We start from the raw sequence: 14,005 nt of genomic DNA, 5'->3' as shown, positions 1-14,005 counted from the left end.
ACGAGGCTTTTTATCTGGATCATCAGCAGATAAACCACTCACAATAGGATTATGCCATGAGTACCATTTGGCGTTACGCAACGGAACAAGTACTGACCACTTGTCTTGAGCGCTTCCAGAAGCGTGCCGCTGCAATGTGGTTAGGAAGAGAAAAAGAAGCAATCTTCGCCTTAACCAGGGTGCTCGATTGCGCCGCAGTCTCCCACCACTGGAGAGAAACAGGCAAGTATTTACCGGTAAATACTGAGCCGGAGCTTAATCATACAATGTTCATGATGGGATGTGCATCTGCTCTCCGTCCTTTCCTTTCAATCACTAAAGGTCAAAGCGGTGGCGTACCATATGGGCCGAGCCATCCAGATACAACCCGTTTCGCATACTCTTATTTGGATGTTTGCGGCAGACTTACATTTTTGCGACGAATGGCATCTCTTGAACGCTATGGGCTGGCCACTACCGAGCAACTCAATCCTGAACACTTCCGAATAACTGTGTCCGCGGGCGCCCCTGAACAAGCTTTAAAGTTCTCAAGAAAGCTGCTTGCGCTGGAACCAGAATCACCACCCAATACACGAAAACTCAAGCACTGGAAAAAATTGCATGCACGGATGAGAAGATATGTGCAATCAACGGACGGCTGGTTTATTCGCTATGACAATGACTGGCAAATTGTTGAAGCCTACCGCGAAAAAGCAAGGCTTCTCGGTCAAGGATACTTGGAAGCCGAGGCCTTCCCTGATGACGTAATCATCGGCGACCGCACTTTTGGTGCCTGGAAGGAGGCGTGCAACCAAGCAGTGGGAAGAATTTTGGCTCATATGGATTTTGCGGCTTTCCTTCATAGGAAAAATCCTACCATCACCCTAGATAACGTGCTTACGATTTTCGCCAAGCGCGATGATGTTGAAGCCATATGGCGAGAAGCCGGGTTACCGAGCATCCAAGTTCCTCCAACAATGCATGCGCTGACTCTGGAGTATGATGATCTGTATGACTGGGAGCGGGCATTTGAGGTTCCCACAGTATTCTACATCGGCCTAGGGAAGCATTTCGTATTGCTCCCTTGCTTTGGAGCACTAACAAATCCATACTTCGCCCTGTTTCGCCACCTCCGCGAATTTTATAGATCGGACTGGGATCGTGCAGTCGATCAGCGTGAGGCCATTTTCCGCGCCGATCTTGCTACAGTTTTCCCACCTGCGAGATTTACCATTCCTGAACATGGCTTACAACTTCGTCGACCAAACGGATCCGTAATTACAGATATCGATGCCCTGATCCTAGATAATAAAACGGGTGACTTGGCTCTGATCCAACTTAAATGGCATGACATATTCGGCTTTTCTTTACGCGAAAGGGAGAGCAGACGCAGAAATATAGCAAAAGCCAATGAATGGGTGGAAAGGGTCAGTGAATGGGTTAGTGGTCGGTCCTCAAAAGAGTTACTTTCAGCACTGGGGATAAAAGCTAGGACTTCTGCTCGACCACCACTTTTGTACGTGATTGCCAGATATGGAGCTCGTTTTACCGGCAATCATACCCATGATGCTCGGGCGTACTGGATGGGATGGCCAGAGGTCAAATCTGCTTCTCAATTTTTTACGACCGATGATGACTCACCTCTGCTACAAATTCCAAGCTGGGTGGAAATGTGCCAGAAAAAATTTGAAAAATACGAAATGAAAAATTGGAGTTTTAAATTTCCGAACCTTCAAATCCAGCTTGAACTTCCAATAAATCCGGATACTGGTGATTGATGCCTTATCCCCTAGAGGTTTCGCCACGCTACCGCCCGGGGATGACATCGTTTCCCTGCGACAGCCCTGTCTGCGTTGTACCTACCTGTTCTATCGGCAGTCGTCTCGGCGACCTTAACCCGAGTAAACAAAACCCTGTAACGGATTGCAAAGAAAAAAGGCCTACCCTTTGTAGACCCTTGATCTCGGTCAGCGTAGCCGTGGCAGGCGTTTCGCCTAGGCGTGCCTCACTCCCACTCGATCGTCGCGGGCGGCTTGCTGCTGACGTCGTAGGTCACGCGGGAGACGCCGCGGATCTCGTTGATAATGCGGTTGGAGACCTTTTCAAGCAAGTCGTATGGGAGATGTGCCCAGCGAGCGGTCATGAAGTCGATGGTTTCCACGGCGCGCAGGGCGATGACCCATTCGTAGCGGCGGCCGTCGCCGACCACGCCGACGGACTTCACCGGCAGGAACACGGCAAAGGCCTGGCTGGTCTTGTGGTACCAGTCGGCGTTGTGCAGTTCCTCGATGAAGATGGCGTCGGCTTCGCGCAGGATGTCGGCGTACTCCTTCTTCACTTCGCCGAGGATTCGCACGCCCAGGCCCGGCCCCGGGAAGGGGTGGCGGTACACCATGTCGTAGGGCAGGCCGAGTTCCAGGCCGAGCTTGCGCACTTCGTCCTTGAACAGTTCGCGCAGCGGTTCGACCAGCTGCAGCTTCATGGTCTCCGGCAGGCCGCCGACGTTGTGGTGCGACTTGATCACGTGGGCCTTGCCGGTCTTGCTGGCGGCGGATTCGATCACGTCGGGGTAGATGGTGCCCTGGGCCAGGAAGTCGACGCCTTCGATCTTGCTGGCCTCGTCATCGAACACGTCGATGAAGGTGTTGCCGATGATCTTGCGCTTGGCTTCCGGGTCGTTCTCCCCTTCCAGCTTGGAAAGGAACAGCTCCTCGGCGTCCACGCGGATCACCTTCACGCCCATGTGCTGGGCGAAGGTTTCCATTACCTGGTCGCCTTCGTTCTTGCGCAGCAGGCCGTTGTCGACGAACACGCAGGTGAGCTGGTCGCCGATGGCGCGGTGCAAGAGCGCGGCCACCACCGAGGAGTCCACGCCGCCGGAGAGGCCGAGCAGCACGTGGCGGTCGCCGACCTGGTCGCGCACGCGGGCGATCTGGTCTTCGATGATGCGCGCCGGGGTCCACAGCTTCTCGGCGCCACAGATGCCGACCACGAAGTGCTCGAGGATGCGCATGCCTTGCAGGGTGTGGGTCACCTCGGGGTGGAACTGCACGGCGTAGAAGCGCTTCTCCGGCCAGGTCATGGCGGCCACGGGGCAGCTCGGGGTCGAGGCGGTCACGGTGAAGGGCTCCGGCGCGCGGGCCACCTTGTCGCCGTGGCTCATCCACACGTCGAGCAGCGCCTTGCCGTCGTGGTCGACGTGGTCCTTGATGTCGCGGAACAGCTCGTCGCTGCCGTCGACCTTGACCTGGGCGTAGCCGAACTCCTGCTTGTTGGAGCCTTCCACCTCGCCGCCGAGCTGCACCGCCATGGTCTGCATGCCGTAGCAGATGCCCAGCACCGGCAGGCCCATCTCGAACACGCACTCGGGCGCGCGGGGCGAGCCGGCCGCCACGGTGGATTCCGGGCCGCCGGAGAGGATGATGCCGTTGGGCTGGTACTCGCGGATCTCCTCCTCGGTGATGTCGAAGGCGCGCACTTCGGAGTACACGCCGATCTCGCGCACGCGGCGGGCGATCAGTTGGGTGTACTGGGAGCCGAAGTCGAGGATGAGGATCTTGTGGGCGTGAATGTCGGTCATCGGGTCGTCTCTACTGGCAACGTATGGCGGCGGGCCAAGGGCAAGGCGTCTGAAAAACGAGCGGCGGAGTTAGCCCCCGCCGCGTTTGTCTCTTACGAGCTGGCGGTTAGCCCGCCCGATAGTTGGGCGCTTCTTTGGTGATCTGCACGTCGTGAACGTGCGATTCGGCGAAGCCGGCGCCGGTGATCTGCACGAACTCCGGCTTGGTGCGCATCTCCTGGATGCTGGTGCAGCCGGTGTAGCCCATGGAGGCGCGCAGGCCGCCCATCAGCTGGTGGACGATGGCGCTCATCACGCCCTTGTAGGGCACGCGGCCTTCGATGCCTTCCGGTACCAGCTTCTCGGCGCCGGCGTCCTTGTCCTGGAAGTAGCGGTCGGCGCTGCCCTGGCTCTGGGCCATGGCGCCCATCGAGCCCATGCCGCGGTAGGCCTTGTAGGTACGGCCCTGGAACAGCTCGACCTCGCCCGGGGCCTCCTCGGTGCCGGCCAGCAGGCCACCCACCATCACCGAACTGGCGCCGGCGGCGATGGCCTTGGCCAGGTCGCCGGAGAAGCGCACGCCGCCGTCGGCGATCAGCGGAATGTCGAACTCCTCGAGCGCCTCGGCGACGTTGGAAACGGCGGTGATCTGCGGTACGCCGACCCCTGCCACCACGCGGGTGGTGCAGATGGAACCGGGGCCGATGCCGACCTTCACGCCGTCGGCGCCGGCCTCGGCCAGGGCGCGGGCGGCGGCGGCGGTGGCGATGTTGCCGCCGATCACCTGGATCTGCGGGAAGTGCTCCTTGACCCAGGCGACGCGGTCGATCACGCCCTTGGAGTGGCCGTGGGCGGTGTCGACGATGATCACGTCCACCCCGGCCTCGGCCAGCGCGGCCACGCGGTCGGGCGTCTCGGGGCCGGTGCCCACCGCGGCGCCGACCAGCAGGCGGCCGTCGGCGTCCTTGGCGGCGTTGGGGAAGGTGCGTGCCTTCTCGATGTCCTTGAAGGTGACCAGGCCGCGCAGGTGGAAGGCGTCGTTGACCACCAGCATCTTCTCGACCCGATGCTCCTGCATCTTGCTCTTGATCACGTCCAGCTCGGTGCCCTCGGGCACGGTGACCAGCCGCTCGCGCGGGGTCATGATGTCGGTCACGCGGTCGCCGTGGTTGGGCTGGAAGCGCATGTCGCGCTCGGTCACGATCCCCACCAGGGTCTCGCCCTCCACCACCGGGAAGCCGGAGAAGCCGTACTCCTGGGCCATCGCCAGCAGGTCCTCGAGCTTGGCCTTGGGCCCCACGGTCACCGGGTCCTTGACGATCACGCTCTCGTGCTTCTTGACCTTGCGCACCTCGGCGGCCTGGGCCGAGATGGCCATGTTCTTGTGGATGATGCCGATGCCGCCTTCCTGGGCCATGGCGATGGCCAGGCGGGCTTCGGTGACGGTGTCCATGGCGGCGGAGACGAGGGGGATGTTGAGGTAGAGGTCGCGGGTCAGGCGGGTTCGCAGGCTGACGTCCTTGGGCAGGACTTCCGAGTAGCCGGGTACGAGTAATACGTCGTCGAACGTAAGAGCTTCTTGGGCCATACGTAGCATAGTCGGCAACACCCAGTGCTGGTGGGGGAGTGGGGAAAGTAATCGACCATTATAGCGCTCCGGCAAAGGCCCGGGCAATGCGAAGGCCGGCTCGCCGGCGGGTCAGCGGCGTTCGAATTCGCGCCGCCAGCGCTGCATGAAGGCGGCGCGGCGCTGCGGGTCGACGAAGGCCAGCAGCGAGGCATTGAGCGGGATGGGATAGAGCCGATCGCCGACCTGATCGCGCAGCCGCTGCGCGGTATAGGGGCCGATCACGTCGGGGCGCACGCTGAACAGCGGCGTCTCGCCGGCGATCACGCGCTGGCCTTCGCGGCTGAGCAGGAAATCGAGGAATTGCCGGGCCGCGGCGGGGTGCGGCGCATCGCGGTGAATGAACGCCATGCGCATCATCACCAGCGCGTAGTCCTGGGGCACCTGGACGATCACCTCGGGATGCTCCTGGGCCCACACCATGGCGTAGGAGCCCAGCAGGTTGTAGCCCAGCCAGTAGCGGCCTTCGCTGATGCCTTCGAGCATGTCGCGCGTGTTGCCTTCGAGCACGGCCTCGGCGTTGCCCATGGCGGCGACCAGGTCCCAGAACCGGGTGCTATAGCGGGCATCCTGCTGGAAAAGCGAATAGCCGATGCCGCTCTCGGCGGGCGAATAGGTTGTCACGCGCCCGCGCAGGCGCTCGCGCTCCTCGGTCAGCAGGGCATGCAGGTCGGCATGGGTGGCCGGCGGCGTCATGTGGCGAGCCAGGTCGAGGCGGTAGGCGATGACGATCGGCTCGAAGGTGAAGCCGAACACCTCCTCGCGCCACTTGGCCCATTCCGGCCAGGCCCGTGCCTCGGCCGACTCCAGGCGGCTGGCGTAGCCTTCGTTGGTGCGTGCCATCTGCCACGGCATGGCCGAGCTGATCACCACGTCGGGCGGGTCGTCGGCCACGATACGCGAATCGACCTCCAGCGTGGAGCTGTCGCGGTAGTCGAGTTCGATGCCCGGGTGGGCCTGCTCGAACGCCCTCAACAGCGGTGCCGCCACGTCATGATCCAGCGCCGCCTCGATCACCAGCACTTCGGACCAGGCCGGCAGCGCCAGGCTCAGCCACCAGCCGCCCAGCAGCAGGCGCCAGCTCACGCGACGCTCGCCCCAGGCAGGCGGCGGAAGCGCAGCGTGATGCGCAGGCCGTGCGGGGTGCGGTTCTCCACCCGCCACTCGGCTCCGTGGCGGCGGGCGATGGAGTCGACGATCGCCAGCCCCAGGCCGGAGCCCTCGGTGTCCTGGCGCCCGCCCCGCTCGAAGGGCTGGTGCAGCCGCGCCAGCCGCGAGGGCTCGACACCGGGGCCGTCGTCTTCGATGTAGAGTTCCACGCTCTCCTCCTCGTCGTTCAGGCCCAGGGTGATTTCGCTGCCCGGCGGGGTGTAGCGCAGCGCGTTGTCGATCAGGTTGCCGAGCAGCTCGCGCAGCGCCCAGGGCTCCCCCGGCACGAGCACGGGCCGGGCGGGCAACGGGGCGAGGCCCAGGTCGTGCGCGCCGGCCAGGTCGCGGTCGGCCCACTCCAGCAGCGTCTCGCGCAGCAGGGCGCCCAGGTCGACGGGGGCAAGGCGGCTGGCGTCGGCGACATGGCGCAGCCGGGCCAGGCTCAGCAGCTGGTTGGCCAACCGGCTGGTTCTCGCCGCCCCGTCGTGCACCTCGCCCAGGGCGCGGCGCCAGGCGTTGGGGTCCTCGCTCTTGAGGGCCAGCTCGCTGGCGCTCTGCAGGCCGGCCAGCGGGGTCTTGAGCTGGTGGCTGGCGTCCGCCGTGTAGCGAAGCAGGGCATCGCGGCTGTTGCGCTGGCGGGCAAAGAGGTTGTCGAGGGTTTCGGCCAGCTCCTGCAGCTCCCTGGGCACCCGCGCGTCCAGCGGGCGCATGTCGTCGGCGGCGCGGCGACGCAACTGGTGGCGCAGCCGCCGCATCGGTGCCAGCGCCACGCGCATGGCCAGGAACATCAGCAGGCCCGCCACCAGCACCATGGCCAGGAAACGGGTCACGGCATGCTCGAAGAGCTCGCCGCTCAGCGAGCGACGGCCGGCCAGGGTGTGCCCGACCCAGATCTGCACCGGGTCCTGGGTCTCCCACCCCGCCGAATCGAATTCGCGGCCATGCAGCCGCCACGGCTGCCCGCGATGGTCGGCGTCGTGCCAGGAGGGCCGCTCCGCGGCGGCGTCGCGCCAGCGCTTCTCGATGGCCAGGTCCAGGTTGGCCGAGAGAGGCTCGCCCCGGGCATCGAGCACGGCGTAGAAGACCCGCTCCTGATGGCGGGTGGCAATGATCTGCAGCGCCGCCAGGGGAATCTCGACCAGCGGCTGGCCGTCCTGCCACTGCACCGCCTCGGCGATCGTCAGCGCGGCGGCTTCCAGCTGGCTGTCGTAGGCGCGCTCGGCGGCACGGGTCGCGCTCAGGTAGGCCTCGACCAGCAACAGCAGGCCGAGGCTGGCCACGGTGGCCAGCAGCCACAGGGCCAGGCGCGTCTTGAGCGTGCCATCGACGACGATCACGCCTCCGCTTCCTCCAGCCGGTAGCCCAGCCCGCGGAAAGTGCGGATGCGCAGCCCGCTGCCCTGCAGCCGCTTGCGCAGCCGGCTGATGTAGACCTCCAGCGCGTTCGGCCCCACCTCGCCGAAGCCGAACAGCCGGCGTTCGAGCATCTCGCGCGGTGCGATGTTGCCGGCATGCAGCAGGAGCCCTTCGATCAGCGCCAGCTCACGGCGCGGCAGCTCCAGGGCCGTGTCGTTGAGGTAGGCCAGGCCGGCGACGGAGTCGAAGCACAGCGCCCCGAGCCGCAACCGGTTGTCGATTCGCTGCTGGCTGCGCCTGAGCAGGGCCCGCACCCGCGCCTCGAGCTCGACGAGCGAGAACGGCTTGGCCAGGTAGTCGTCGGCGCCGAGGTCGAGCCCGCGCACGCGGTCGTCGATGCCGTCGCGCGCGGTGAGGATCAGCACCGGGGTGGTGTCGCCGCGCTCGCGCAGTTCGCCGAGCAGCGCCAGCCCGTCGCCATCCGGCAGCCCCAGGTCGAGCAGCACCAGGTCGAAGCGATCGTGGCGCAGCGCGGCGCTGGCGTCGGCATGGCGCGTGAAGGCCTCGACGGTGTTGCCCAGCGGCGTCAGGGCCTGCTCCAGCGAGCGGGCGATTAGAGGATCATCCTCGACGACGAGCAGACGCATACGACCAAAGTCTCATGAAGCGACAGCGAGGTGACAGGTTGATGAAAGGTTGAGCGCCTAGCATGGCCGTTCTGTCATCCACGGCGATGGCGGGCGGGGACATTCCTCTCCGCGTTTTCACAACAAGAGAACAGGAGTTCGCCATGAAGATCAACACAGCGTTTCGCTGCGGTTCCGGCCTGGCCCTGCTGGGTGGCCTGCTGATGGCCGGCAGCGTCCAGGCCCAGTCCGAAGCCACCGAGTGCATCGCCCCGGCCAAGCCGGGCGGCGGTTACGACCTGACCTGCCGCCTCGCCGCCAACGGCCTGCAGGAGAGCGGCATGATCGAGCGGCCGATGGCCGTCAGCTACATGCCCGGTGGCATCGGCGCCGTGGCCTACAACCACGTCAACGGCGTGCGCGAAGACGACCCCAACCTGATCGTCGCCGCCAGTACCGGCGCCGCGGTCAACCTGGCGCTCGGCAAGTTCGGCGAGTACGACGCGACCGAAGTGCGCTGGCTGGGGGCGATCGGCGTGGATTACGGCGCCATCGTGGTTAGCGAGGACGCCCCTTGGCAGGACCTCGACGAGCTGATGGACGACCTGCGCGAGAATCCGCAGGAGATCGCCATCGGTGCGGGCGGCAGCATCGGCAGCCAGGACTGGATGAAGGCCGCCCTGGCCGCCAAGGCCGCCGAGGTGAAGCCCCAGGACTTGCGTTACGTGTCCTTCGAGGGGGGTGGCGAGGCCATGGCGGCTCTGCTGGGCGACCATATCCAGGTCTTCACCGGCGATCTCTCCGAGCTTCGCTCGCAGCTCGAGAGCGGCAAGGTCCGGGTTCTGGCCGCGCTGGCCGAGGAGCGGGTGGAAGGGCCCTATGCCGACATTCCCACCGCCGTCGAGCAGGGCTACGACGTGAAGTGGCCCATCTGGCGCGGTTACTACATGGGCCCCGAGGTGGACGATGCGGCGTACGAGAGCTGGGTCGAGCGCCTGCGGGACATGGAGGAAAGCGACGAGTTCGCCCAGCTGCGCGAGGACCAGGGGCTATTCCCGATGGCGCTCTACGGCGAGGAGTTCGACGCCTACGTGCAGGAGCAGGTCGCCGAGTTCAAGGCGCTGTCCGACGAGGTGGGACTGAGCCAATGACATTCCACAAGGGTCAGGTCGCCGACCGCATCATGGGGATGGTCCTGATCGGCCTGGCGGCGTTCGTCGCCGTCCAGGCCCTGAGGCTCAATGTCCCCTTCAGCTACGATCCCGTCGGGCCCAGGGCCTTCCCGCTGGGCCTGGCGCTGCTGCTCTCCATGCTCGCCCTGGTGCTGGTGGTACGCCCGGGCGAAAGCGGGGAATGGCCCCACCGGGCGATGGCGCTGCGCCTGCTTGCGGTACTCGCCATCCTCCTGGTCTACGCGCTGTTCTTCACCCGCCTGGGCTTCGTGGTCACCACGCTGCTGGCCGTCGTCGCGCTGGCGCGCCTGTTCGCGGCCGCCTGGGCCAAGGCCCTGGTCACCGGGGTGACGATGGCGCTGGGTAGCTATTTCCTCTTCACACGCGGCCTGGGCATCTCGCTGCCCGTCGGTGAGTGGCTGGGCGCGCTGCTGTAACGGAGGCACCATGTTCGATTTCCTCGTGCAGGGGTTCGGCGTCGCGCTGACGCCCCTCAACCTTGGCCTCGCCTTCCTGGGGGCCGTACTCGGCACGCTGTTCGGTGCCCTGCCGGGCATCGGGCCGATCAACGGCATCGCCATCCTGATGCCACTGGCCTATACCCTGGGGCTGCCGGCGGAGTCGGCGCTGATCCTTCTTGCCGGGATCTATACCGGCGCCGAATACGGCGGGCGCATGTCGAGCATCCTGCTCAACGTGCCCGGCGACGCCGGTGCCGTGATGAGTACCCTCGATGGCCACCCGCTGGCCAAGAAGGGCCTGGCCGGCCCGGCCCTGGGCATTTCGGCGGTGAGCTCGTTCGTCGGTGCGACCATCGCCATCATCGGGCTGACCCTGTTCGCCCCACTGCTGGCCGAGGTCGCGGTGATGTTCGGTCCCGCCGAGTTCTTCGCCCTGATGGTCTTCGCCTTCGCCTCGATGGCGGTGATGATGGGCAAGGACCCGGTCAAGACCGCGATCGGCGCCGTGCTGGGCGTGTTGATCGGCACCGTGGGCGTGGACTCCAGCACCGGGGTGCTGCGCTATACCTTCGGCCTCGCCGAACTCTACGACGGCATCGATTTCGTGGTCATGATCATCGGCCTGTTCGCGATCAGCGAGATCCTGCTGATGCTGGAGCACGCCAGCCGCAAGAATGGCGAAGACGGCGTGCCTCGGCTCGGCCGGGTCTTCGTCACGCTCAAGGAGGTCCTCAGCTGCAAGGGGGCGATGGGCCGCTCGGGCCTGATCGGCTTCATCATCGGGGTGCTGCCAGGTACCGGCGCGTCGGTGGCGGGTGCGGTCTCCTATACCACCGAGAAACGCCTCTCCGACAAGCACGGCACCTTCGGCCAGGGCGACATGCGCGGCCTGGCCGCACCGGAGGCGGCCAACAACGCCGCCGCGGCGGGCTCCTTCGTGCCGATGCTGACCCTGGGGATCCCCGGCTCGGGGACCACGGCGGTGCTGCTGGGAGCGCTGATGCTCTACAACATCGCGCCCGGGCCGACGATGTTCGTGGATCACCCCGAGGTCACCGGCGGCCTGATCGCCTCGCTCTACATCGGCAACCTCATGCTGCTGGCACTCAACCTGCCGCTGGCCGGCGTGTTCGCCAGGGTCTTGACGATACCTCGCTGGGTACTGGTGCCGGGAATCGCCATTCTCTCTTTCGTGGGGGTCTACCAGCTGCATTCCGATCTCACCGCCATCTACCTGATGCTGATCATCGGCGTGTTCGGCTACCTGCTGCGCAAGCTGGGTTTCTCGCTGGCGCCGGTGATCCTCGGCTACGTGCTGGGCGGGCTGATGGAGCAGAACCTGCGCCGTGCGCTGTCGATCAGCGGGGGCGAGATCGAGGTCCTGTGGCGCTCGGGCATCTCGCTGGGCTTGTGGATCGCCGCCGCGGCGCTGCTGATAGTTCCCTGGCTGCTGCCCAAGCTGTTCAAGGCGCGCCTGGGACGCGCGTGAACCTCGCCGGGGCCTGGCCCCGGCGATACTCCCTCTCGCTTGCTGTCCTGGCCGGGGGCGGCCCTGGGCCGGGCCCTCCCATCTTGGCCGGCCCCCAACTACGCTTCGAAACAGTCCGAAACCAACTTTGACTTACAGCACCAGGTGCATGATCTAGCTTGTTGAAGTGCATGACGGGTTCACGCATAGAAACGGCAGGTTCACTCACGGAAGGAGTGGCGAGATGAATTGGGATCAGATCGAAGGCAAGTGGAAGGAAGTCAGAGGCAAGGCGCGCAGCAGCTGGGGTGAACTGACCGATGACGAACTGGACCAGATCGGTGGCAAGAAGGACCAGCTGGTGGGCAAGCTCCAGCAGCGCTATGGCCTGGAACGCGAGGAAGCGGAACGCCAGGCCGACGATTGGGCACGTAGCCTGTAATTAGTAATGCAGCGCCCGAGAAGTGAGGGCCCGATGCAGTGTGGGCCCGATGCAGTGCGGGCCAATGAAGTGAAGGCCCGATGAAGCGAGAGACAAGCAAGATCCGGAACCAAGGAGAGGAGAACGATCATGCAAAAGCGCCTATTGACCATCGCAATTGCCGCGGTAACCGGAAGCCTGGCCTTTGGCACCCAGGCGGTAGCGCAGGAAGACGACGCCAAGGCGGCCCAGGGCCTCTACTCCACCGATGACATCATCGGCGCCGAGGTCTACCACGTCGACGACAGCGACGAGGAAGTGGGCAGCGTCGAGAACCTGCTGCTGGACGACGAAGGCAAGGTCAGCGCCGTGGTGGTGAACGCGGGCGGCCTGTGGGGGATCGGCGGCGACGAGGTAGTGGTCGACGTCGAGCATTTCAGCATGGAAACCGAGCGCGACGACGATGAGGTCACCCACCGCATCATGGTCGACGCCAGCGAGGACGAGCTCGAGGACTTCCCCGAATATGACGGGGAGTGGTTCGACGAGGAGCGTAACCGCCGCCTCGATGAGGGCGGTGCCAGCGAAGGTGCCTGGACCACCGGGGCCGCCTCCGACCGCGACGAGGGCGATAGCGACATCGAAGACGATTTCGAATAAGCGTCAGACGTGAAGTGTCCCTCCCCATGACGCTCTTGCGCCGGGCCCCGCCCGGCGCTTTTTTTCGTCATCCCGCCGCGTGCTGGCACGATGCCGCCATGCTAGCCTTGGGGCTCCCGTCGAGGCCCAGGAAGCGCCGTTTCATGTCCCAGCCCACCGATAGCGCCCTCTCCGTCAGCGAAGTGAACCGCCGCGCCCGCCAGCTGCTCGAATCGGGCATCGGCGAGGTGTGGGTGGAAGGCGAGCTCTCCGGGGTGTCGCGGCCGGCCTCGGGGCATGTCTACTTCACCCTCAAGGACAGCTCGGCGCAGCTGCGCGGCGCGCTGTTCCGCAACCGCGCCCGCTTCGTCGCCGCGCCCATGCGTGACGGCGACCGGGTAAGGGTGCGCGGGCGGGTGTCGCTGTTCGAGCCGCGCGGCGACTACCAGTTGATCGCCGAGGCGGTGCAGCCGGCCGGCGAGGGCGAGCTGCTGCTCGCGCTGGAGCGGCTCAAGCAGCGGCTCTCGGCCGAAGGGGTGTTCGCCAATGCGCGCCCCCTGCCCTGCCCGCCCCGCCACCTGCTGGTGCTCACCTCGCCCACCGGGGCGGCGATTCGCGATGTGCTGGCGGTGCTCAAGGCGCGCTGGCCGCTGGCCCGGGTCACGCTGATCGCCGTGCCCGTGCAGGGTCGCGAGGCGGCGCCGGCGCTGATCGCCGCGCTGGGGCTGCTCAACCGCCAGCAGGCGCTGGACCCGAGCCGCGACGTGGTCCTGATCACCCGCGGCGGCGGCAGCCTGGAAGACCTGTGGGCCTTCAACGACGAACACCTGGCGCGGGCGATCTTCCATTCCCGGCTGCCGGTGATGTCGGCGGTGGGCCACGAGGTCGACGTGACCCTCTCGGACCTGGCCGCCGACCGGCGCGCGCCCACGCCCTCCGCCGCCGCCGAGATGCTGGTACCGGATGGGCGCGACCTGCGGCTGCGCCTGGCCGACCTCGAGCGCCGGCTCTCCCGCTGCACCCTGGCGCGACTCGAGCGCGAGGGGCAGCGGCTCGACCACCTGCGCGCGCGGCTGCGCCACCCCGGCGAGGTGCTGGCCCAGAAGCGCCGGACACTGGGCGAGCTCGAGAGCCGCCTGGGCCGCGCCGTGCGCCTGCGCCTCGTCGCGGAGCGCCAGCAGTTGGGCCACCTGCAGCGGCGGCTGAGTGCCTGCCACCCGCGCCGCCGGGTCGAGCAGGCCGGCGAGCGGCTGGCGAGCGCCCGGGCCCGGCTCGGGCAGGCCATGCAGCGCGACCTGGCGCACCGCCGCGAGCACCTGGCCGGCCTGGCGCGGCAGTTGCAGGCGGTGAGCCCGCTGGCGGTGCTGGGGCGGGGCTACGCCATCCTGCAGGACGACGAAGGCCAGGTGATTCGGCGTGCGGCCGACACCCAGCCCGGCCAGGCGTTGACTGCCCGCCTCGGCGGAGGTCGGTTGAAGGTGGAGGTCAAGCGCCGGCTGAAATGAAGAGAGCGCCCGTGAAGGGCGCTCTCGAGTATGGCCGGGCCGGC

General features: G+C 65.8%; 12 protein-coding genes. 7 read left to right on the top strand and 5 right to left on the bottom strand.

Annotated features, from left to right (window positions below; translation table 11 throughout):
- The first annotated feature begins 56 nt into the window (after positions 1 to 56).
- Positions 57 to 1,757 carry a hypothetical protein gene (locus tag DIS04_RS20420; RefSeq protein ID WP_162623022.1) on the top strand — a complete coding sequence of 567 codons (1,701 nt, stop codon included), beginning with the start codon at positions 57 to 59 and terminating at the stop codon, positions 1,755 to 1,757.
- A gap of 227 nt (positions 1,758 to 1,984) precedes the next feature.
- Here the strand turns inward: DIS04_RS20420 and guaA are convergent, their stop codons facing one another.
- The 5 genes from guaA to DIS04_RS20615 all read right to left on the bottom strand — a co-directional run bounded on the left by guaA (position 1,985) and on the right by DIS04_RS20615 (position 8,316).
- On the bottom strand, positions 1,985 to 3,559 hold the full coding sequence (guaA, locus tag DIS04_RS06650) for a glutamine-hydrolyzing GMP synthase (protein WP_111412996.1): 1,575 nt from the start codon (positions 3,557 to 3,559) through the stop codon (positions 1,985 to 1,987).
- A 106-nt stretch (positions 3,560 to 3,665) separates the two neighbouring features.
- A complete protein-coding gene (gene guaB, locus DIS04_RS06645) occupies positions 3,666 to 5,135 on the bottom strand; it encodes an IMP dehydrogenase (RefSeq protein ID WP_111412995.1) in 1,470 nt (489 codons plus the stop codon).
- A gap of 102 nt (positions 5,136 to 5,237) precedes the next feature.
- Entirely contained in the window at positions 5,238 to 6,251 is a 1,014-nt protein-coding gene (locus DIS04_RS20625) for an ABC transporter substrate-binding protein (RefSeq protein ID WP_218938131.1), read from the bottom strand.
- Entirely contained in the window at positions 6,248 to 7,651 is a 1,404-nt protein-coding gene (locus DIS04_RS20620; protein ID WP_218938130.1) for a sensor histidine kinase, read from the bottom strand. The genes DIS04_RS20625 and DIS04_RS20620 overlap by 4 nt, the downstream gene beginning before the upstream one ends.
- The gene (locus DIS04_RS20615; protein ID WP_111412994.1) at positions 7,648 to 8,316 is read right to left on the bottom strand and encodes a response regulator; all 669 of its coding nucleotides are present in this window, start codon (positions 8,314 to 8,316) and stop codon (positions 7,648 to 7,650) included. The genes DIS04_RS20620 and DIS04_RS20615 overlap by 4 nt, the downstream gene beginning before the upstream one ends.
- Positions 8,317 to 8,459: 143 nt before the next feature.
- Here DIS04_RS20615 and DIS04_RS06630 point away from each other — a divergent pair, with 143 nt between their 5' ends.
- The 6 genes from DIS04_RS06630 (at position 8,460) to xseA (ending at position 13,961) form a co-directional block, all read left to right on the top strand.
- Positions 8,460 to 9,446, top strand: coding sequence for a Bug family tripartite tricarboxylate transporter substrate binding protein (locus DIS04_RS06630; protein ID WP_111412993.1), 987 nt, complete (start codon positions 8,460 to 8,462; stop codon positions 9,444 to 9,446).
- The gene (locus DIS04_RS06625; protein ID WP_111412992.1) at positions 9,443 to 9,904 is read left to right on the top strand and encodes a tripartite tricarboxylate transporter TctB family protein; all 462 of its coding nucleotides are present in this window, start codon (positions 9,443 to 9,445) and stop codon (positions 9,902 to 9,904) included. Before DIS04_RS06630 ends, DIS04_RS06625 begins: the two co-directional genes overlap by 4 nt.
- Positions 9,905 to 9,914: 10 nt before the next feature.
- Positions 9,915 to 11,417, top strand: a complete 1,503-nt coding sequence (locus DIS04_RS06620; protein ID WP_111412991.1) for a tripartite tricarboxylate transporter permease — start codon at positions 9,915 to 9,917, stop codon at positions 11,415 to 11,417.
- A gap of 223 nt (positions 11,418 to 11,640) precedes the next feature.
- A complete protein-coding gene (locus DIS04_RS06615) occupies positions 11,641 to 11,838 on the top strand; it encodes a CsbD family protein (protein WP_111412990.1) in 198 nt (65 codons plus the stop codon).
- 129 nt (positions 11,839 to 11,967) lie between these two features.
- Positions 11,968 to 12,477 carry a PRC-barrel domain-containing protein gene (locus tag DIS04_RS06610; RefSeq protein ID WP_111412989.1) on the top strand — a complete coding sequence of 170 codons (510 nt, stop codon included), beginning with the start codon at positions 11,968 to 11,970 and terminating at the stop codon, positions 12,475 to 12,477.
- Positions 12,478 to 12,620: 143 nt separating this feature from the next.
- A complete protein-coding gene (gene xseA, locus DIS04_RS06605; protein ID WP_111412988.1) occupies positions 12,621 to 13,961 on the top strand; it encodes an exodeoxyribonuclease VII large subunit in 1,341 nt (446 codons plus the stop codon).
- The last annotated feature ends 44 nt before the right edge of the window (positions 13,962 to 14,005 follow it).

This window comes from Billgrantia lactosivorans, from assembly GCF_003254665.1.
In the GTDB taxonomy this organism is placed as follows: Bacteria; Pseudomonadota; Gammaproteobacteria; order Pseudomonadales; family Halomonadaceae; genus Halomonas; species Halomonas lactosivorans.
Note: the sequence above shows the minus strand (reverse complement) of the source record. Positions and strands in the feature narration are given on the sequence as shown.